At 73.7% G+C, this 17,944-nt stretch carries 16 protein-coding genes; 8 read left to right on the top strand and 8 right to left on the bottom strand.

The window, feature by feature from the left end; all coding sequences use genetic code 11:
• The first annotated feature begins 131 nt into the window (after positions 1-131).
• The 3 genes from ACYVJE_RS19635 (at position 132) to ACYVJE_RS19625 (ending at position 3,493) form a co-directional block, all read left to right on the top strand.
• Positions 132-893, top strand: coding sequence for an IclR family transcriptional regulator (locus tag ACYVJE_RS19635; protein ID WP_461145600.1), 762 nt, complete (start codon positions 132-134; stop codon positions 891-893).
• A 64-nt stretch (positions 894-957) separates the two neighbouring features.
• Positions 958-2,289 carry an MFS transporter gene (locus tag ACYVJE_RS19630; RefSeq protein WP_461145599.1) on the top strand — a complete coding sequence of 444 codons (1,332 nt, stop codon included), beginning with the start codon at positions 958-960 and terminating at the stop codon, positions 2,287-2,289.
• A gap of 205 nt (positions 2,290-2,494) precedes the next feature.
• Positions 2,495-3,493 carry a TerC/Alx family metal homeostasis membrane protein gene (locus tag ACYVJE_RS19625; protein WP_461145598.1) on the top strand — a complete coding sequence of 333 codons (999 nt, stop codon included), beginning with the start codon at positions 2,495-2,497 and terminating at the stop codon, positions 3,491-3,493.
• Between the two features lie 146 nt (positions 3,494-3,639).
• Here ACYVJE_RS19625 and ACYVJE_RS19620 read toward each other — a convergent pair whose 3' ends face one another.
• Both ACYVJE_RS19620 and ACYVJE_RS19615 read right to left on the bottom strand, forming a co-directional pair.
• Positions 3,640-4,473 (bottom strand): DUF2804 family protein, encoded by an 834-nt coding sequence (locus ACYVJE_RS19620; RefSeq protein WP_461145597.1) that lies wholly within the window; start codon positions 4,471-4,473, stop codon positions 3,640-3,642.
• A gap of 110 nt (positions 4,474-4,583) precedes the next feature.
• On the bottom strand, positions 4,584-5,015 hold the full coding sequence (locus tag ACYVJE_RS19615) for a DUF4383 domain-containing protein (RefSeq protein ID WP_459159219.1): 432 nt from the start codon (positions 5,013-5,015) through the stop codon (positions 4,584-4,586).
• Positions 5,016-5,220: 205 nt separating this feature from the next.
• On the opposite strand from ACYVJE_RS19615, the gene ACYVJE_RS19610 reads away from it, so the two are divergent.
• Together ACYVJE_RS19610 and ACYVJE_RS19605 are read left to right on the top strand one after the other, a co-directional pair.
• Positions 5,221-7,182, top strand: a complete 1,962-nt coding sequence (locus ACYVJE_RS19610; protein WP_461145596.1) for an aconitate hydratase — start codon at positions 5,221-5,223, stop codon at positions 7,180-7,182.
• 261 nt (positions 7,183-7,443) lie between these two features.
• Complete coding sequence (locus tag ACYVJE_RS19605) at positions 7,444-8,010, top strand: helix-turn-helix transcriptional regulator (protein WP_459159221.1); 567 nt, start codon at positions 7,444-7,446, stop codon at positions 8,008-8,010.
• 100 nt (positions 8,011-8,110) lie between these two features.
• Here ACYVJE_RS19605 and ACYVJE_RS19600 read toward each other — a convergent pair whose 3' ends face one another.
• The 3 genes from ACYVJE_RS19600 to ACYVJE_RS19590 are packed head-to-tail and all read right to left on the bottom strand — an operon-like array spanning position 8,111 to position 11,258.
• Positions 8,111-9,025: an NAD(P)-dependent oxidoreductase gene (locus ACYVJE_RS19600; protein ID WP_461145595.1), complete on the bottom strand. Its 915-nt coding sequence runs from the start codon at positions 9,023-9,025 to the stop codon at positions 8,111-8,113.
• A 28-nt stretch (positions 9,026-9,053) separates the two neighbouring features.
• Positions 9,054-10,496, bottom strand: coding sequence for a four-carbon acid sugar kinase family protein (locus ACYVJE_RS19595; protein ID WP_461145594.1), 1,443 nt, complete (start codon positions 10,494-10,496; stop codon positions 9,054-9,056).
• Between the two features lie 51 nt (positions 10,497-10,547).
• A complete protein-coding gene (locus ACYVJE_RS19590) occupies positions 10,548-11,258 on the bottom strand; it encodes a FadR/GntR family transcriptional regulator (RefSeq protein WP_461145593.1) in 711 nt (236 codons plus the stop codon).
• Between the two features lie 159 nt (positions 11,259-11,417).
• Between ACYVJE_RS19590 and ACYVJE_RS19585 the strand changes: the two genes are divergently transcribed.
• The gene (locus ACYVJE_RS19585; protein WP_461145592.1) at positions 11,418-12,440 is read left to right on the top strand and encodes an MBL fold metallo-hydrolase; all 1,023 of its coding nucleotides are present in this window, start codon (positions 11,418-11,420) and stop codon (positions 12,438-12,440) included.
• Positions 12,441-12,574: 134 nt separating this feature from the next.
• Entirely contained in the window at positions 12,575-12,847 is a 273-nt protein-coding gene (locus ACYVJE_RS19580) for a DUF3040 domain-containing protein (protein ID WP_459159226.1), read from the top strand.
• Positions 12,848-12,896: 49 nt separating this feature from the next.
• Here ACYVJE_RS19580 and ACYVJE_RS19575 read toward each other — a convergent pair whose 3' ends face one another.
• The 3 genes from ACYVJE_RS19575 to ACYVJE_RS19565 all read right to left on the bottom strand — a co-directional run bounded on the left by ACYVJE_RS19575 (position 12,897) and on the right by ACYVJE_RS19565 (position 16,749).
• Positions 12,897-14,726 carry a transketolase gene (locus ACYVJE_RS19575; RefSeq protein ID WP_459159227.1) on the bottom strand — a complete coding sequence of 610 codons (1,830 nt, stop codon included), beginning with the start codon at positions 14,724-14,726 and terminating at the stop codon, positions 12,897-12,899.
• 124 nt (positions 14,727-14,850) lie between these two features.
• Positions 14,851-15,357, bottom strand: coding sequence for an ATP-binding protein (locus ACYVJE_RS19570; RefSeq protein ID WP_459159228.1), 507 nt, complete (start codon positions 15,355-15,357; stop codon positions 14,851-14,853).
• Between the two features lie 123 nt (positions 15,358-15,480).
• Positions 15,481-16,749, bottom strand: a complete 1,269-nt coding sequence (locus ACYVJE_RS19565) for an aminotransferase family protein (RefSeq protein WP_461145591.1) — start codon at positions 16,747-16,749, stop codon at positions 15,481-15,483.
• Between the two features lie 167 nt (positions 16,750-16,916).
• Between ACYVJE_RS19565 and ACYVJE_RS19560 the strand changes: the two genes are divergently transcribed.
• Complete coding sequence (locus ACYVJE_RS19560) at positions 16,917-17,924, top strand: Acg family FMN-binding oxidoreductase (RefSeq protein WP_461145590.1); 1,008 nt, start codon at positions 16,917-16,919, stop codon at positions 17,922-17,924.
• Positions 17,925-17,944 lie beyond the last annotated feature (20 nt).

Raw genomic sequence — 17,944 nt, 5'->3', positions numbered from 1 at the left:
TAAGGCGTTCGCCGGTTGCCCTCCGGGTGCGGGGACCCGCGCGCCGCTGCGCTCGGCTCCGCCCGTTGCGGTGCCACCGGGGCGGGCGCGAGAGTGGGGGAGAATTCGGCGGAGGAGAACAGGATCCCGCGGTGAAGAACAAGCCCCCGTACGCGCTGAGCTCGGTCGACAACGCGCTCCTGCTGCTGCAGATGCTGCGGGACCACGGGGGAGTGCGCGTGGCCGACGCGGCCGAGGAGCTGGGGATCGCGCGTTCCACCGCGCACCGCTTGCTGGCGATGCTCGTCTACCGGGACTTCGCGGTGCAGGACGGCAACCGCAACTACGTGCCCGGTCCGGCGCTGGCCGCGAGCCGACTGGGCGGACCGGCGAACCAGCACCTGCGCAAGGTGCTGCAGCCGCACCTCGAAGCGCTGTGCGAACGGGTGGGGGAGACGACGAACCTCATGGTGCGCGTGGGCACCCAGTGCCGGTTCCTCGCCAGCGTCGAATCGCCCCAGGTGCTGCAGGTGGGCGACCGCCGCGGAACGATCCTGCCCGCGCACGCCTGCTCCGGCGGCAAGGCGCTGCTCGCGGAGCTGGAACCCCACCGCTTGGAGCAGCTGTACCGGCGCGAGGGTCGGGGCCACTCGCTCGACGAGGAGCGGTGGCGGAACCTGCTGCGGGAGCTGCGCGCGGTGCGCGAGCAGGGGTACGCGCTCAACCGGGAGGTCAGCGAAACCGGCGTGTGCGCCATCGGCGTGCCGGTGCACGACGAGTCCGGCGCGGGTGCGGGAGCGATCTCCGTGTCCGCCCCCGCCGTGCGGTTCGAAGCGGCGCGCGTGCCGGAGTGGGCCGCCGAGCTGCACGCGGCGGCGGCGCGCGCGGAGGAGGACCTGCGCGCCGGCGCGTGAGGATTCGTTCCCCATAGCAGAATGCTGTGCCCGAGGGCGGAACAGCCGGCCTACGGTCCGGTCCATGTCGCACATCGAAGCGCGCCCGGAGCAGCCGACCCGGGCGGCCTTTCTCGTGGTGGTGCTGTGCTGGGTGACCGTCGTCTTCGACGGTTACGACCTGATCGTGTACGGGACGGTCCTGCCGGAACTGCTGCGCGAACCGGGATGGGGTCTGACCCCCGGGGCCGGCGGGCTCGTGGGGAGCCTCGCGTTCGCCGGCATGCTCGTCGGTGCACTCGCGGCGGGTGCGCTGTCCGATCGGATCGGGCGGCGCGGCGCCGTGCTGCTGTGCACCGCGTGGTTCTCGGTCTTCACCGTGCTGTGCGCGGTGGCGTGGGGACCGGCCTCCTTCGGTGCTCTCCGGTTCCTGGCGGGGCTCGGGCTGGGCGGACTCGTGCCTTCGGCGAACGCCTTGGCGGCCGAATTCGTGCCGCCGGGCCGCCGTTCCCTGGTGTCCACGCTGATGATGTCGGGAGTGCCGATCGGCGGCACGCTGGCAGCGCTGCTCGGCATCGGCATGATCCCCGCGTGGGGCTGGCCGAGCATGTTCGCCGTGGCCGCGCTCGCGCTCGTGGTCGTGCTGCCGTTGTGCTGGCGGTTGCTGCCGGAGACCCCGGCGTATCACCGGGCGCGCGGCGACGAAGCCCGCGCGGTGGACGTGGAGGCGAGGTTCGGGCTCACCGCCGAGCAGCGGGATCCGGAACCGCGTGGGGACGCGGAGGGCGGCGGCCTGTTCTCCCGGCAGCACGGTGCGGCGAGCGCGCTGTTCGCGGCCACCACCTTGGCGGTGCTGTTCTCCTGGTACGGGCTGGGCACGTGGCTGCCGCAGCTGATGCGGGAGTCTGGCTTCGCCCTCGGCTCTTCGCTGGGTTTCCTGCTGGCCCTCAACCTCGGCGCCGCGCTCGGATCGCTGCTCACCGCCTGGGCCGGGGACCGCTTCGGTCCTGTGAGCACCGGTGGAGCGGCGGCGTTGCTGGCGGCGCTGGGGCTGGTCGGGCTGCTCGCGCACCCGCCCGTGGTCGTCACGTACCTGTTCTTCGTCGCGGCCGGGGTGGGCACGCACGGGACGCAGTGCCTCGTGATCGCGGCGATCGCCAATGCCTACCCGGCGCAGCTGCGCGGCACCGCTCTCGGCTGGGCGCTGGGCGTCGGGCGCATCGGTGCGGTCGCCGCCCCGCAGGTCGGCGGGTTGCTGCTCGCCGCCGGCGGCGGCGTGGACGGCAACTTCCTCGTCTTCGCAGCGGCCGCCGCGCTGTCGGCGGTCCTGCTGCGGTTCGCCCCGAGGGGGCGTGCCGCGCGGGCCTCCGCGCAGGCGCCGGTGGCGGAGCGCGGAGGCGTGAACGGAGGCTCGTGACGGTCGACGGGGACGCGCCAGCTGCTGGTGGCGGGGCGTGGCTGATCGGAGGTTGCCGCGAGCGCGCTGATCGGAGATACTCCCCGCGAGGGGAGTACTTCTCGAGGCCGCCCCGGTCAGTACGGACGTCCCGCGACGTCCCCGGACGGCCGCCCGCCGCGGTGAAGGAGACCTCAAGACAGTTCGCTGCTTGAGGAGGAGAACCGTGCTCAGCACCCCGCTCACCGCGGCCGCGGGAACGGAGTCGATCGGAACGCCCTGGCTGTGGGCGATCAGCATCCTCGTGCTCGTCGCGCTGCTCGCCGCGGATTTCGCGGTGACGCACCGACCGCACGAGGTGTCGCTGCGCGAGGCCGTGGGCTGGTCCGTGTTCTACCTGGCGCTGCCGCTGCTGTTCGCCCTGTGGCTGTGGCCGACCTACGGCGGAGCCGAGGCCCTCGAGTTCACCACCGGCTTCCTGGTGGAGAAGTCGCTGTCGGTGGACAACCTGTTCGTGTTCATGCTGCTGCTCACGGCCTTCGCCGTGCCGGCGGCGCTGCAGCAGCGCGTGCTGCTGTACGGCATCGTCGGCGCGCTCGTGCTCCGCGGCGCGTTCATCGCGGCGGGCGCTGCGCTGCTGCAGGCGGGCACGTGGGCGTTCCTCGTGTTCGGCGCGATCCTGTTCGTCACCGCGGTGAAGATCCTGCGGGAGGCGATCAGCGGCGAGTCGTTCGAGAAGGACGTCTCGCAGATGCGGTCGGTGCGGCTGGTGCGCCGCCTCATGCCGGTGACCGAGGAGTACCGCGGCGCGCGGATGACCGTGCGCGAAGGCGGCCGGCGCGCGCTGACCCCGCTGGCGGTGGTCGTGGTCGCGGTATTCGGCGCGGACGTGGTCTTCGCCGTCGACTCGGTGCCCGCGGTGTACGGCATCACCGCCGATCCGTACCTGGTGTTCACCACGAACGCGTTCGCCCTGCTGGGGCTGCGGGCGCTGTACTTCGTCCTGCACGCGGCCCTGGCCAAGCTGACCTACCTCAACCACGGCCTGGCCATCATCCTGGCGTTCATCGGCGCCAAGCTGGTGCTGCACTGGGCGCACGAGATGTGGCCCGCCGTGCCCGATGTTCCGACCCCGCTGTCGCTGGGCGTGATCGTGCTCGTGCTCGGCGTGGTCACGCTGGTCAGCTTCCGCACCCAGCGCAGCAGCGCGGTGTCGAGGGAGTGAGGGAGTGAGCGTCGTGGCGGGCCTCCTCGTCGAACTCGCCGTGACGGTGCTCGTGCTGCTCGCGCTGGTGGTCGTCTGCGCCGCGCTGCTCGGCGCGCGGCCGCCGCGTTGAGCCCCGCGGAACCCGCCCGCCGCGGCGGGCGGGTTCACCAGCGGGCGGCGTGCCACTCCACGACGCCGTCCCCGCGGCGCAGCGCGGTGCCGTCGGGCAGCGAGCCGCCGGCCGCGCCGAAGGGCTGGCGGTAGTGGCTGTCGAGCACGACCAGCCGGTCGTGCCGGGAGCGCTCGGCCTCGTGCTGCAGCGAGAGCGCGCCCCGCGCGTGGTGCACCGCGGTGAGGTCCGGGGCGAAGGTGACGGGGTCGACGTGCTGGGCGGCCCCGTCGATCCACACCGTGCGCTCGGAGGCGGCCGGGTCGTCGTGCAACCCGTCCACGAGGTTCCACGTCACGGCGCGGTCCTCGGCCGACACACCGCACCCGGCCGACCAGAACCAGCGGGTGGTGCGGGCGTGGTGCCCTCCCGAGTCGTCGCGCAGGCCGGGTGCGTCGACGGGCACCGACGTGCCGTCGACGGACACCGCGCCGCGCACGTGCAGCGGCGTCTTGCGGGTCCACACCGGGTGCCGGCCGTGGCGGGAGACCACGTCCACGCGGTCGCCGCACGGCACGAGGCCGAGCCGGGCGCGCACGCCGCGGCCGTCGAACCGCACGCGGGTGTCGGTGAACGCGACGGCGGTGCGCAGCGCGGTGCGTTCGCGGAAGACCCCCTGCTCGGGCAGGTGCACCGCCCAGAACGACTGGACAGCCCCGGCGATGCGGACCACGCCCGCGCACAGCCGGACACCGGGTGCGAACACCCCGAGATAGCTCCACAGCTTGCGGGGCCGGCCGCCGCGGAAGAGGGGCAGCCGCGCCGGGTCGAGGGGCAGTTCGCTGGTGGCCGCACCCACCCGGCGCACCGGCAGGGCGTCTTCCGTCATCCGCGCGCTCCCCTGCACCTGGACCCGAACCACGTCGTGATCCTAGTGATCTCGGTGCGTCGGGGGAACCGCCCACGTCCGCGGCGCCGGCAGCTGCGGGCGGTGGCGGTTCAGCTGCGCTCCTGCCCGCCCTGCGGCGCCAGCGACAGCGACAGCCACAGCACCGCCCCCGCGGTGGCCAGCGCCGCGTGCAGGAACACGTCGTGGACGCTCAGCCCGATCGTCTCGGCCGCGGACGGCCCCATGTGGGAGGCGGTGAACAGGAACACGACGATGTAGACGACGGCCTGCCCGCCGAGGAAGCGGCGCTGCCCCCACCTGCGGGACGAGCAGCTCAGGGCGCCCAGCCCGGTGGCGAGCAGCAGCAGCCCGTGCAGCCCGTTGACGTGGAAGCCGAGGACCACCTGCTCGGGGCGGCCGAGCAGCGGCACGAGGCCGTTGGCGACCAGCCCCGCACCCGCGAGGAGCACGAGCAGCGCCCCCTCGCACCACAGCACGTAGCTGCGCCAGTCGGTGTGCCGGCTGATCGTCGCGGTGCTCATCGTTCCTCGTCGTGCGCAGCGGTGGGCGGTGGGCCGATCCGCCCGCGGCCTACCCGCCCGGAGGGGCGGGCATGCACCGCCGGTCGCGGGCCCGGCCGGGGCGGCGGGTTCCGGCCGCTGATCGTTTCGCCACCCCCGCGGCGGGGTAGGGCGGTGGAGCGGCCGTGCGGCAGGCCGCGCGAACGCCGATCTCCTGGAGGTGGACATGGCGCGCACCGTGGCTCAGAAGCTCATCGCCGATCACCTGGTCGAAGGGGAGATGACTCCCGGCTCGGAGATCGGGCTGGCGGTGGACCACACGCTCACCCAGGACGCCACGGGAACCCTGGTGATGCAGGAGCTCGAGGCCCTGGGGCTGGACCGCACGCGGGCCGAGGTGAGCGTCCAGTACGTCGACCACAACCTGCTGCAGGCCGACGAGAAGAACGCCGAGGACCACCAGTTCCTGCGCACGGCAGCGCAGCGCTACGGGATCTGGTACTCCAAGCCCGGAAACGGCGTGTCCCACCCGACGCACATGCAGCGCTTCGGCAAACCGGGCAGGACGATGGTGGGTTCCGACTCGCACACCTGCGCGGCCGGCTCGCTGGGCATGCTGGCCATCGGCGTCGGCGGGCTCGAAGTCGCCGTCGCCATCGCGGGGCGGCCGCTGCACATCCGGATGCCGCAGATCTGGGGAGTGCGGCTGACCGGGCGGCTGCCCGACTGGGTCTCGGCCAAGGACGTCGTGCTCGAGATGCTGCGCCGGCACACGGTGCAGGGCGGTGTCAACCGCATCATCGAGTACTCCGGTCCCGGCCTGGACGAGCTCACCGCGATGGACCGGCACGTGATCGCCAACATGGGGGCGGAGCTCGGGGCGACCACCACGGTCTTCCCGGCCGACGAGGCGGTGCGCGAGTTCCTCGAGGCCCAGGGCAGGCCCGCGGACTTCACCGAGCTGCACGCCGATCCGGACGCCACCTTCGACGTCACCGACGAGATCGACCTGTCCGCGCTGGAACCGCTGATCGCCGAGCCCTCGGCGCCGGACAAGGTGGTGCCGGTGCGCGAGGTGGCGGGAGAACCGGTCAGCCAGGTCGTCGTGGGCTCCTCGGCGAACCCGGGGCTGCGCGATTTCGCCGCCACCGCGGAGGTCGTGCGGGGGCGGCAGACCGACGACGCGGTCAGCTTCGACGTCAACCCCACCTCGCGGGAGATCCTCGAGGACATGACCCGGATGGGCGCGACGTTCGACCTGATCGCCGCGGGCGCGCGGATTCACCAGTCCGGGTGCATGGGCTGCATCGGCATGGGGCAGGCCCCCGCGGTGGGGCACAACTCGCTGCGGACCTTCCCGCGCAACTTCCCCGGCCGCTCGGGCACCGAGGAGGACTCGGTGTGGCTGTGCTCGCCGGAGACCGCGGCCGCCTCGGCCCTGACGGGGGTGATCACCGATCCGCGGGACCTGGCGAACAGCCACGGCATGAGCGCGCCGCGCCCGCAGCTGCCGGAGAAGGCCTCGATCAACACCGCCATGCTCGTCGAACCGCTGCCGCACGAGCAGGCGCGGCAGCAGCAGCTGGAGCGCGGCCCGAACATCTCGGCGCTGCCGGACTTCCCGCCGCTGCCGGAACGCGTCGAAGCGCCCGTGCTGCTGAAGGTCGGAGACCACGTCTCCACCGACGAGATCTCCCCAGCGGGGGCGCGCGCCCTGCCGTACCGGTCGAACATCCCGCAGCTGGCGGAGTTCACCTTCACCCGTCTCGACCCGGACTACCCCGCGCGGGCGAAGGAGCACCAGGGCGGCAGCGGGCACATCGTCATCGGCGGCGAGAACTACGGGCAGGGCTCCTCGCGGGAGCACGCCGCGATCACCCCGCGCTACTTGGGGCTGCGCGCGGTCGTGGCGAAGTCCTTCGCCCGGATCCACTGGCAGAACCTGGCGAACTTCGGCATCCTCGCGCTCGAGTTCGCCGATCCGAGCTCCTACGACCGGATCCGGCGCGACGACGTGCTCGCGCTCGACCGCCCCGGTGCTGCGCTCGACGCGGGGCGGGAACTGACCCTGCACAACCTCACCCGCGGTGAGGACTGCGCGCTGCGGCACTCGCTGTCGCCGCGCCAGGTCCGCGCGGTGCGGTACGGCGGGCTCATCCCGCTGCTGGCCTCCGAGGAACGGGGGTGACGGAGGAGCTGCACGGCCGGGGTCGCACAGCGCTGCGGCCCCGGCCGTGCGCTCGTCGGCGTCGGCTGCGCCCGCCGAGGGCTCCGGCCGGCTCGGAGGCGAACGTCGTCGAACGGCCGGGAGGCGGGCGGAATTCCGCCTGCCGATCATTCGATCGGCGACGCGGGCCGTCCGCCCGTCGGGGCTTTCTCCTTTCGCGGAGTGGGCTGGATGGCGGAATATCGAGCGGTCAGCGGCCAATGGTGCCGTTCGTGGACTAGGATGTCGGTGCTGCTCGGTGTTCGTGCGCAAGAAGCGGCGCAACCGAAATTCGGAGAACGAATGAACGATGATGAGCGGGCGGAGAACGAGGCCGTGCGGGCCGTCATCCGCACCCTGATCAGGGAGGCCGCCGATCAGACGTGCCGGGCGAACCGGTTGCTCGACGAAGTGGAGCGTCTTCTCCGCGCGGACGCCGAGGACGGTGACGATTCGGTTTATTCCAGGAAGGTGCATTCCGATGCGACGCATTCCGGCGCGGAGCGCGCCGGTGCGGCGCGTGCGGAGGCGCGCTCCGGAACGGGGCAGGCGCTCGGGACCGGCGCGCGCACGATCCCGAAGGAGCGCTTCACCGATCTGACCGAACGCGAGCGGCAGGTCCTGTCGTTGCTGCTCAGCGGAAAGCCCAATCGGCAGATCGCGCGGCAGATGGGAATCACCGAGCGGACGGTGAAGAACCACCTCCGCGCCGTGTTCGTCAAACTGGGGGTATCCGACCGGACCTCGGCCGTGATCAAGATCCTCGACGAGGGCGCGCTCAACGGCGCGGTTCCGGACAGGGGCGCGTGACCCCCTGCCGGTGAACCCCTGCCGGTGAACCCCTGCCCGGGACGGACGAGCGGGGGTCCGCGCGGCGCAGCGGCGCGCGGCCCGTCCCCCGCCCCGTTCTTCAGCCCTCGTCCCGTTCCGCGGAACTCCCCGGGGACAGCAGGCGCACGACCTCCGAGTCGTCGCGCGCTCCCATGCCGGAGCGCTCGCCCAGCAGGTACAACTGGTGGGCGGCGGCCGACAGCGGTGCCGGAACGCGGTTGTCCCGGGCGAGTTCGGTGACGATGCCCATGTCCTTGACGAAGATGTCCATGCGGGACCGCACCGGCGCTCCCTCCTCGGCGTAGGACTCGAGCATTCGCGGTCCGCGGTCGCGCAGCATGAAGGACCCGGCGGCGCCCTCGCCGAGCGCATCCACCACCACGGCCGGGTCGAGGCCGAGCTCGCGGGCGAGCGCGACCGCCTTCCCGGCGGCGGCGATGTGCACACCGGCGAGCAGCTGGTTGATCGCCTTGAGCGCCTGGCCGTCACCCGGGTTCGGCCCCACGACCGTGAGCGTGGAGGCCAGCGCGTCGAGAACGGGGCGGGCGGTGGACAGCGCCGCGTCCCCGGCACCGACGAGGACGAGCAGCTCTCCCGTGCCCGCGCGCGCCGGCCCGCCGCTCACTGGAGCGTCCACAGTGGCTAGTCCGTGTCCGGCCAGCCGCTCGGCCGCGCTGCGCACGACGTCCGGTCCGACGGTGGAGGTGAGCACGACCGGGGTGCCCCGGCGCGCCGTTGCGACGAGACCGTCGGCGCCGAACAGGGCGGCGTCGACGTGCTGGCGGTCGCGCACCGCCAGCACGACCACGTCGGCCCCGCGCACCGCCCCGGCAGGGCTGGTGGCGGTGGTGTCGGCGAACTCGCCGGCCTGCGCGCGCAGGTCGGCGGCGACGTCGAACGCGGCGACCGGGAAGGAGGCGGACAGGCGGCGCGCCATGGGCATGCCCATCGCGCCGAGCCCGATCACCGCGACCGTCGGGTGGTTCTCGACCATGTGCCAACTCCGTGGGATGAGGGGACGTTCAGGTGCGGAGGTTGCCGACCACGTGCGCCAGCGCCTCGGCGTCGCCGACGTTGCCGGGGAACACCACGTACGGGACGCCGGAGAACTGCCCGGAGACCGGTTCCCACAGCGAGATGATGCCCGGCAGCATCTGACCGCGGACCACCGCGCGTCGGATGTCGAGACCGCCGGTGGCGACGTCGCTGGAGGTGATGCCGCCCTTGGCGACGACGAACGCCGGGCGGCGGGCGCGGACGGCGGTGCGCACGGCGTCGACGAGCCCGGCGGAGACCGCGCGGGCGATGGCCAGGCTCTCGTCCGCACCGGCCCCGGTGACGAGGTCGCGGCTGGTGGTGATGACGACGTCGCGGTCGGCCATCGCGGCGGCGGCCCGCTCGGCGACCTGCCGGACGTGCTCGTCCCGCACGGTGTCGTCGAGCAGGCTGGGCACGTGCAGTTCGTGCTCCTCGATCCCGCCGAGAGCGCGGAGTTCCGCCAGCTGCGCGGTCGTCAGGCCGACGTGCGAGCCGATGGCGACGAGACCGTGCCCGGGACCGGTGAGCTCGGCCAGTCGCGCGGTCGGCAGCGGCGGCTGCTTCGCCTGGCCGGTGCGGGCGCGCATGAACGACGGGCCCGCGCGGTAGAGCAGGTGGCTGCCGCGGGCCTCGGCGCGCAGCGAGGCCAGCGCCAGCACTCGCAGGTCCTCGTCGTGCACGGCGTCGACGACCGCCGGCTCGCCGTCGCGCAGCCCGGCGAGGACGTCGGCGACGTGGTCGGCCCCGCCGGTGCGCAGGTCGGTCAGGGTGATCGCGCGGACCTGCTCCGGGGCGTGGCGGCCGCCGGTCTTCTCGGCGACCCACGAGCGGAGGTCGGAGCTGCTGAAGCCGAACGTGGCGTCGCGGGCGAACTCGGTGCGTCCGACCGGCAGCACCATCCCCGGTGCGCTCCGGGTCCAGTGCACCGCGTCGACGGTGATCCGGCCGGCGTCGGGGAAGGCCGGGACGAGGACCACGCCGTCGACCGGGTGGCCCTGCCGCGCGGCGCTGTCCGCGAGCACGTCGGTCTCCAGCGGGAAGTGCCCCCGCAGCGTGGAGTCGCTGCGGCTGACCAGCGAGCAGCGCACGCCTTCGGCCGCGGCTGCGGTGCGCAGGGCGGCGGTGACCTCGCGGTTGCGCGCGGCCGCGTCGTCCGGGGCGAGGCTGCGGGTGTTCGTCAGCACGAAGAATCCGGTGTCGGAGGCGCGCAGCGCCCAGCGCAGGTCGTCGACGGACCAGGTGGTCAGCACCGGGAGGTCGGCGATGGTCTGCGATCCGGTCGGGTCGTCGTCGAGGGCGACGACGCGCGGCCCACCGGCGATCGCGGCGGCGAGCTCGTCCGGGTCGACGGCGCGGTCAGCGGGCAGGTCCCCGAGCAACCTGTCCGTGGGCACGGCCTCGGCGGTCTCGGCGGGGTGCGGTGGCATGGTGCTCCTTCGCGACGGCCGGTGACGTGTCGTCCGGGGGTGCGGGCGGGGTCAGGGGGGTCCGGCGTCGTCCGGACCCAGCACGTGGCGGCGCAGGTCCTCGCCGGTCTGCGTCATGTGCGCGGCCATCGCCGAGCGCGCGCGGGCGGGGTCGCCGGACTCGAGCGCCCGCACGATGTGCTCGTGCTGGGCGGTGGCGTTCTCCCGGATGGCGGCGACCGCGGAGGTCTCGTGCCGCCCCTCGGGCAGCAGCCTCCCGAACGGGGCGAACATCAGCGGGACGAAGATGTTGCCGCTGGCGCGCACGAGCGCGTCGTGGAAGGCGAGGTCCGCCCGCACGAAGGCGTCCACATCGGACTGCTCGTGGGCGGCGCGCATCGCGGCGAGGTGCTCGCGCAGCCGGGCGAGGTCCTCCTCGGTGCGCTTGGCCGCGGCGAGCTCGGCGGCGCCTTCCTCCAGCACTCGCCGGGCCTCGAGCAGGCTCTCGGACAGCGCGCCGTGCGCGGGTCCGGCGTTGGCGGCGCGGATCACCGGGTCCAGCGCCGTCCAGGTGCCGGGCTCGTTGACGTAGGTGCCGAGGCCGCGCCGGATGTGCACGATGTTCTGCGCCCTCAGGGAGCTGACCGCCTCGCGCACCGTCAACCGGCTGACGCCGTGCTGCTCGGCGAGCTCGGCCTCCGGCGGCAGGGCGGCGCCGGGCGGGTGGGTGCCGTCGATGACGGCGCCGAGGAGCCGCTCGGCCAGGTCCGCGGACAGGGGCATCGGCACCTCATTCGACATCAGACGTCTGATGTCTTGAGATTAGGGGGTCCGCGGCGCCGGGTCAACGGCGACGGGACCGACCGGTCGGTGTGCGGCGGAACACAACACGCCGGGCCCTCCCGTGTGGTAGGGCTGATTCGAGACGTCACGGAGGTGAGCATGGGCGACGCGCGTCGTGAGTGGATGCGACCTGGGGCCCAAGAAGTCGGCGCCGGGGTGTACCGGATCCCGCTGCCGCTGCCCAACGACGGGCTGCGCGCGGTGAACGTGTACGCGCTCGTCGACGGGCCGGGGCTGACGCTGATCGACGGCGGTTGGGCGCTCGAGGAATCGCGCGAGGCGCTCGCCGCGGCGCTCGGCGAGCTCGGCGCCGGTCTCGGCGACATCCGCCGCTTCCTCGTCACCCACGTGCACCGGGACCACTACACCCAGGCCGTGGCGCTCCGGCGCGAGTTCGGCAGCAGCGTCCTGCTCGGCGAGGGCGAGCGGGAGACGGTCCAGCGGCTCACCGACCCGGACCACGTCCCGCTGGCGCGGCAGGTCGAGCTGCTCCGCGAGTGCGGTGCCAAACCGGTCGTCGAAGCGCTCGCGGCGCTGTACGACGACGAGGCCCCCCGGCCCGGCTGGGAGCACCCGGACGCCTGGATCGAGCACGGTGCCGAGGTCGGCCCGGCCGAGCGCCCGCTGCGCGCGGTGTCCACGCCCGGGCACACCACCGGCCACCTCGTGTTCTGCGACGACCGCAACGGGCTGCTGTTCGCCGGCGACCACGTGCTGCCGCACATCACTCCCTCGCTCGGGCTCGAGCAGGCCCCGAGCGAGTCGCCGCTGCGCGACTACCTCGCCTCGCTGCGGCGGGTGCGCGCCATGCCCGACATGCGGCTGCTGCCCGCGCACGGCCCGGTCGCCGACAGCGCGCACCGGCGCGTCGACGAGCTGCTCGACCACCACGACGACCGGTTGCGCGCCACGGCCGCGGCCGTCGAGCGCGGCGCCGCCACGCCGTACGAGGCGGCGCGGGCGCTGACCTGGACCCGGCACGAGTACGCGGTCGACGAGCTCGACCCGTTCAACCAGATGCTCGCCGTGCTGGAGACGCAGGCGCACCTGGACGTGCTGCACCACCAGCAGCGGGTCCTCTGCGAGGTGATCGACGGCGTGCGGCACTGCGCGCCGGCCTGAGGGGTCCGGCCTGGGCGGGATCCACCTGACAACACGTTCCGTAGTTTCGATTTCGCCCGAATTGACGTACGTGCTCCCGCCGTCGTGCATGCCAATCTAGGGAGCCATTCCCGAGGACGCGACGGAGCGGCCCTATGTTGAGTCGACGCGAGTGGGAACGGCTGGCCGAGATCGAGTCCGCCCTGCAGGCCGAGGACCCGGATCTCGTGGAACGCTTCGAAACCTTCCGCGGCGAGGAAGCGGGCGAGCCGCTCGGCCGCCCCGTCCTGTTCGGACTCGTCGCCGTGCTCGTCGTGCTGAGCCTGTCCAGCCTCGTCGCGGGGATGGCCGTGGTCGCCGTTCCCGTCGGTGTGCTGGCCGCGGCGGTGGCGCTGACCGGTGTCCTCACCACCGGCCGCGGCCGGTGACCCGACCGGCCGGTGGATCGGCGGTCGCCCCGGCGGCGACCGGCGGACCTCAGCTGCCGAGGACCTCCTTGGCCGCTGCCGCGATGGCATCGGCGTCGATGCCGGCCTCGTGCAGCAGCTCCGCCGGCTTGCCCGAGCCCGGCATCCCGGTGACGGCGAGGCGGCGCGTCCGCGTCGACACGCCGCGGTCGGCGAGCGCGGCCAGCACGGCTTCGCCGAGCCCCCCGGCGGGCCAGTGGTCCTCGGCGGTGACCAGGGCGCGGGTCTCCGTCGCCGCCTTCGCCACGGTGCCCGTGTCCAGCGGCTTGATCGAGTACAGGTCGATCACGCGGGCCGAGATGCCGTCCTCGGCGAGCCGCTCGGCGGCGCGGACCGACTCGGTCAGGGTCACGCCCGCGCCCACGAGCGTCACGTCGTCGCCCTCGCGCACCACGCGGGAGCCGCCGATGGTGAACTCCTCACCGGGTTCGTAGCGCACCGGTGCGGCCCCGCGCGAGGTCCGCATGTAGCAGATGCCCGGGCGGTCGGCCATGAGCCGCACGAGCGCGGCGGTCTGGTTGGCGTCGGACGGGTAGAGCACGGTGCTGCCGTGCACGGCGCGCATCATGGCCAGGTCCTCCAGCCCCATCTGCGAGGGCCCGTCCTCACCGATCGCGACACCGGCGTGCGAGCCCATCAGGCGCAGGTCCGCCCGGCCGACCGCCGCCATCCGGATGAAGTCGTACGCGCGGGTGAAGAAGGCGGCGAACGTCGAGGCGAACGGGACCCACCCCCGCGCCTGCATGCCCACCGCGGCCGCCAGCATCTGCTGCTCGGCGATGAACATCTCGAAGTACCGGTCCGGGTGGTCGGTGCGGAACACCTCGGAGAACGTCGAGTTGGACACCTCGCCGTCCAGCGCGACCACGTCGCCGCGACTGCTGCCCAGGGCGCTCAGCGCCTGGCCGTAGGCCTTCCGCGTGGCCACCTCCTCGCCCGTGGTGAACCGGGGCAGCTCGGCTCCGGGGGCCTCGAACGCGTGCCGCGTGCCGTTGCCCTCGGGCGAGGAGGGCTTGACGTGCAGATCGCGCAGACCGCCGAGTTCCTCGACCGCCTCGTCGCGGTCCGGCAGCGGCTTGCCGTGCGCGCCCAGCTGGTCCTCGACCGCGCTCACCCCGCGGCCCTTCTTCGTCCGCGCGACGACCGCCAGCGGCCTACCGTCCGTCCGGCCCGCGAGGGCCAGCGCGTTCTCCACCTGCTCGGGGTCGTGGCCGTCGATGGTCTCCACGCGCCACCCGGCCGCGCGGGCGCGCGCGGCGTAGGACTCCAGGTCCCAGCCGTGCATGGTCTCGCCCGTCTGCCCCAGGCGGTTGATGTCGAGCAGCGCGATCAGGTTGTCCAGCTGCTCGTGCCCGGCGTGCTCGAGCGCTTCCCAGATCGAGCCCTCGGCGAGTTCGCTGTCGCCGCACAGCACCCACACCCGGCTGGGCAGCCGGTCGAGCTCGCGTGCGGCCAGGGCCAGCCCCACGCCCGTCGGCAGGCCCTGCCCCAGCGATCCCGTCGCCACGTCCACCCAGGGCAGGGCCGGTGTCGGGTGCCCTTCGAGGCGACTGCCGAAGGAGCGGTAGGTCAGCAGTTCCTCGTCGTCGATCGCGCCGACCGCCTTGAAGCACGAGTACAGCAGCGGGGAGGCGTGCCCCTTGGAGAAGACCAGGTGGTCGTTGCGCGGATCCTCGGCGCGCGTGAAGTCCATGCGCAGGTGGCCGTCGAGCAGTCCGGCCATGAGGTCCGCGGCGGACATGGACGAGGTGGGGTGGCCGGACCCCGCCGCCGCGGCCGCCCGGACGGAATCGACCCGGAGCTGCTGGGCCAGTTCGCTTCGGAAGTGTGTGCGGTCCATGGTCCGGTGGTGCCCAGGCCGGCAGGGTTCCAAACCCGCTGCCGCGGCAGCGCTCTCGAACGCCACCGGCCCGGGCTGCGCCGAGCGGTGCGCCCGGTGCGGCGCAGCGGCGCCGCGCCGGCGATCAGCCGTCGAACTTGCTCAAGCCGGTGAGCAGGCGCTGGATGACCTCCGGGTCGATCTCGGCGGTCTCCTCGGCGGGTGTTTCGGCCTGGTCGGAGCGCTTCGGGTTGCGGCGGGGCAGGGGGACGGAGTTCGCCGAGAGCCCCGTCGGCAGGTCGAGTTCGCACCAGGCCACGCAACCGCCCTCGTCGCGCACCCGGGAACCGCACCGGCCGCCCGCCAGCTCGGGGGACATCGCGGGCGGTTCCGCCGCCTGCTCGTCCTCCACCTCGATCCGCAGCGCTTCACCGCTGAGCTGCAGCCGGACCGTGATCAGACCCGGGCTCTTCGGGTCGGCGCTGTCCACCGCGGCGGTGACGAGCTGGCTCGCCAACTGGGTGGCCGTTTCGTACAGGGAGGGCAGCGACCACTCGGACAGCGAGAACCGTACGAACATGTCCGTGCAGTTCACGGCACTCGGCAGCGCGATGAGTCGCAGGTCGTCCACCTGGGCGGTGCTCGTGTTCAACTGGTTCGTCCTCCGTCCGTGTCCGCTCTCGCCTTCGAGGCCCGTATCCTGTCAAGCACAGCGCCGCGTGTCGCCCCGGGGGCGAGGAATTCCACTCGGCGCAGCGGCTCGAGGAACGGGTTCTCAGTTACCGAGCGCGTCCAGGCCGGTGCGCAGCGCGCTGCCGATCAGCTCGATCTGCGCGGAGTCGATGGTCAGCGGCGGGGACACCGCCGCACCGCTGCCCAGGCCGCGCACGAGGACGCCCTCCGCGCGCACCGCCCGGACCAGCCTGCTCACCGCGGCGGAATCCGCGGTGAGCAGGTCGGGCTGCAACTCCACCGCCCCGAGCAGCCCCGTGCCACCGCGGACCTCGCGCACAGCGGGGTGCGACTGCAGCGCGCGGAGCATCTCGTGCAGCGGCGCCTCGAGGTCCTTCACCCGCGCGGGCAGCTGTTCGCGCCGCAGGATGTCCACATTGGCCAGGGCGGCCGCCGCGGCGGCCGGGTGCCCCGCGTAGGTCGGCCCGTGCCGGAACACGACCCCCGGCCGGCTGAAGAACGGTTCGGCGACCTCGCCCGCGATCGCCACCCCGCCGAGCGGCAGGTAACCGCTGGTGACCCCCTTCGCGAACGTGATCATGTCCGGTCGCAGGCCCCACCTCTCGACACCGAACCAGTCGCCCACGCGGCCGAACCCGCAGATCACCGCATCGGCGATGAACAGGATGCCGTTCTCCCGGCAGATCGCGGCCGCCGACTCCAGGAACCCGGCCGGGGGCGGGTGCACCCCGCCCGCGCCGATGACCGGTTCCGCGAAGAACGCGGCGATGTTCTCCGGGCCGATGCGGGCGACCGCCGCCCGCAGCTCCGCGGCATCGTCGAAGACCACCGGCTCGGCGCCGGGGATCAGCTCGCCGAAGCCCTCGCGGTTCGGGGCGATGCCGCCCAGCGCGGTGCCGAACCCGTTCGTGCCGTGGTAGGCCTGACCGCGGCTGAGCAGGTGTGTGCGCTCGGGCGCGCCGCGCTGCACCCAGTACCGGCGCGCCAGCTTCGCCGCGGTGTCGATCGCCTCGCCGCCGCCCGAGGTGAGGAAGATCTTCGCGCCGTCCATCGGAGCCAGCTCGGCGAGGCGGTGCGCCAGCCGCTCGGCCGGTGCGTTGGTGAGGTCGCCGAACGTGCTGTAGGCCTCGAGCCGCCGCATCTGCTCCGCCACGGCGTCGACGATCTCCTGCCTGCCGTGCCCCACGTTGCAGTACCACAGGCTCGCGGTGCCGTCGAGGTAGCGCCGCCCGCGATCGTCGTGGACCCACACGCCCTCGCCGCGCTCCAGGGTCATCCGGTCCTGCTCGACGGCGAACATGTCCGCGAACGGGTGCCACAGCGCCGTGCCGTCCTGCCGATCCTCCGACATCGCAACCTCCTCGGGCGCACCGCCGGCCCCGGCCGCTGCGCCAGTGCCTGCTCGGGAGCAACGCAACCTCCACCTACCGGCTCACACTGGGACTTAATCCTCTGCGCTGCATGCCGGGAGCTCGGCACGCTCGGAGCATCGACCCGCTCCCAGCGAAAGGTGTGCCGATGACGTGGTTCCCCCTGCTCCGATCCGCCCACAGCTGGGCCACCCAGCCGCCGTGGTCCCCGGACGAGGCGGCCGTGCTGGCCGAAGCCGTCCGCCGCGCGCCGTCGGTGCACAACTCGCAGCCGTGGACGATCCGGGTGCGCACGCGCAGCGTCTCGCTGCGCCAGCGGTTGACCGTGCGCGTGCCCGAGCACGACCCGCACGGGCGCGACCGGCGGATCTCCTGCGGGGCGGCGGTGGCGAACCTCGCGATCGCGATGCGCGGGATGGGGTGGGTGCCGGACGTGCGCTGGTCCGTCGACGAGGACCAACCCGACGCGGGGGCGACCGTGTTCGCCACGCACCGGCAGCGCGCGAGCAGCGCGGACGGAGGGCGGTGGCGGGCGATCACGCACCGCAGCAGCCACCGGGCCGAGTTCGCCGACCGGCCGGTCCCGGAGTCCACCCGCTCGTCGCTCCTCGCCGCCGCCACGGTGCCGGTCGCGCGCGTCGGCGACGCCGCGCGCGAGAACGCGGCCTCGCTGCTCGCGCGCGCTGCGCGCGAGCACCGCACCGATCCGCGGTACCAGCAGGAGCTCACCACCTGGATCTCCGCGCGCACCGACCGGGCTCCCGTCGAGGGCATGCCGCGGTGCGCGCTGGGCACCGGTGGCGTGGCGGCCGCCGGTCTGGCCGCCCGCGGGGTCCCGGTGCCCGCGGAGGAGCAGCTGGTCGACCGGCTGCGCCGGGAGACCGTGCTCGTGTTCAGCACGCCGGGGGACGACCCCCGCGAGCACTTCCAGGCGGGTGAGGCGCTGCAGCGCGTGTGGCTCGAGGCCGCGCGGTTGGGCCTGGTCGGCTCGGTGATGACGCAGCCGCTGCGGCTGTCCGAGGTGCGCGACGGGCTGCGCGGGGCGCTCGGGCTGGCGGGCGAGCCGCAGGTCCTGCTGCGCCTGGGCTATCCGCGCTCCGGCATTCCCGAGCAGGCCACGGCGCGGCGGTCGCTGCCGGACGTGTTCAGCGCCTGAGGCGACCGCGAGGTGCGCCG

The sequence above is a fragment of the Salinifilum aidingensis genome (genome assembly GCF_054782015.1).
The sequence above is the reverse complement of the archived record's forward strand: the minus strand, read 5'-3'. Positions and strand labels throughout refer to the sequence as shown.

Bases quoted from the DNA above. Each gene is read 5' to 3' on its own strand.
- ACYVJE_RS19630 (WP_461145599.1), top strand. From the start codon at position 958: ATGTCGCACATCGAAGCGCGCCCGGAGCAGCCGACCCGGGCGGCCTTT.
- ACYVJE_RS19620 (WP_461145597.1), bottom strand. From the start codon at position 4,473: ATGACGGAAGACGCCCTGCCGGTGCGCCGGGTGGGTGCGGCCACCAGC.
- ACYVJE_RS19615 (WP_459159219.1), bottom strand. From the start codon at position 5,015: ATGAGCACCGCGACGATCAGCCGGCACACCGACTGGCGCAGCTACGTG.
- ACYVJE_RS19610 (WP_461145596.1), top strand. From the start codon at position 5,221: ATGGCGCGCACCGTGGCTCAGAAGCTCATCGCCGATCACCTGGTCGAA.
- ACYVJE_RS19605 (WP_459159221.1), top strand. From the start codon at position 7,444: ATGTCGGTGCTGCTCGGTGTTCGTGCGCAAGAAGCGGCGCAACCGAAA.
- ACYVJE_RS19600 (WP_461145595.1), bottom strand. From the start codon at position 9,025: ATGGTCGAGAACCACCCGACGGTCGCGGTGATCGGGCTCGGCGCGATG.
- ACYVJE_RS19595 (WP_461145594.1), bottom strand. From the start codon at position 10,496: ATGCCACCGCACCCCGCCGAGACCGCCGAGGCCGTGCCCACGGACAGG.
- ACYVJE_RS19590 (WP_461145593.1), bottom strand. From the start codon at position 11,258: ATGCCCCTGTCCGCGGACCTGGCCGAGCGGCTCCTCGGCGCCGTCATC.
- ACYVJE_RS19585 (WP_461145592.1), top strand. From the start codon at position 11,418: ATGGGCGACGCGCGTCGTGAGTGGATGCGACCTGGGGCCCAAGAAGTC.
- ACYVJE_RS19580 (WP_459159226.1), top strand. From the start codon at position 12,575: ATGTTGAGTCGACGCGAGTGGGAACGGCTGGCCGAGATCGAGTCCGCC.
- ACYVJE_RS19575 (WP_459159227.1), bottom strand. From the start codon at position 14,726: ATGGACCGCACACACTTCCGAAGCGAACTGGCCCAGCAGCTCCGGGTC.
- ACYVJE_RS19565 (WP_461145591.1), bottom strand. From the start codon at position 16,749: ATGTCGGAGGATCGGCAGGACGGCACGGCGCTGTGGCACCCGTTCGCG.
- ACYVJE_RS19560 (WP_461145590.1), top strand. From the start codon at position 16,917: ATGACGTGGTTCCCCCTGCTCCGATCCGCCCACAGCTGGGCCACCCAG.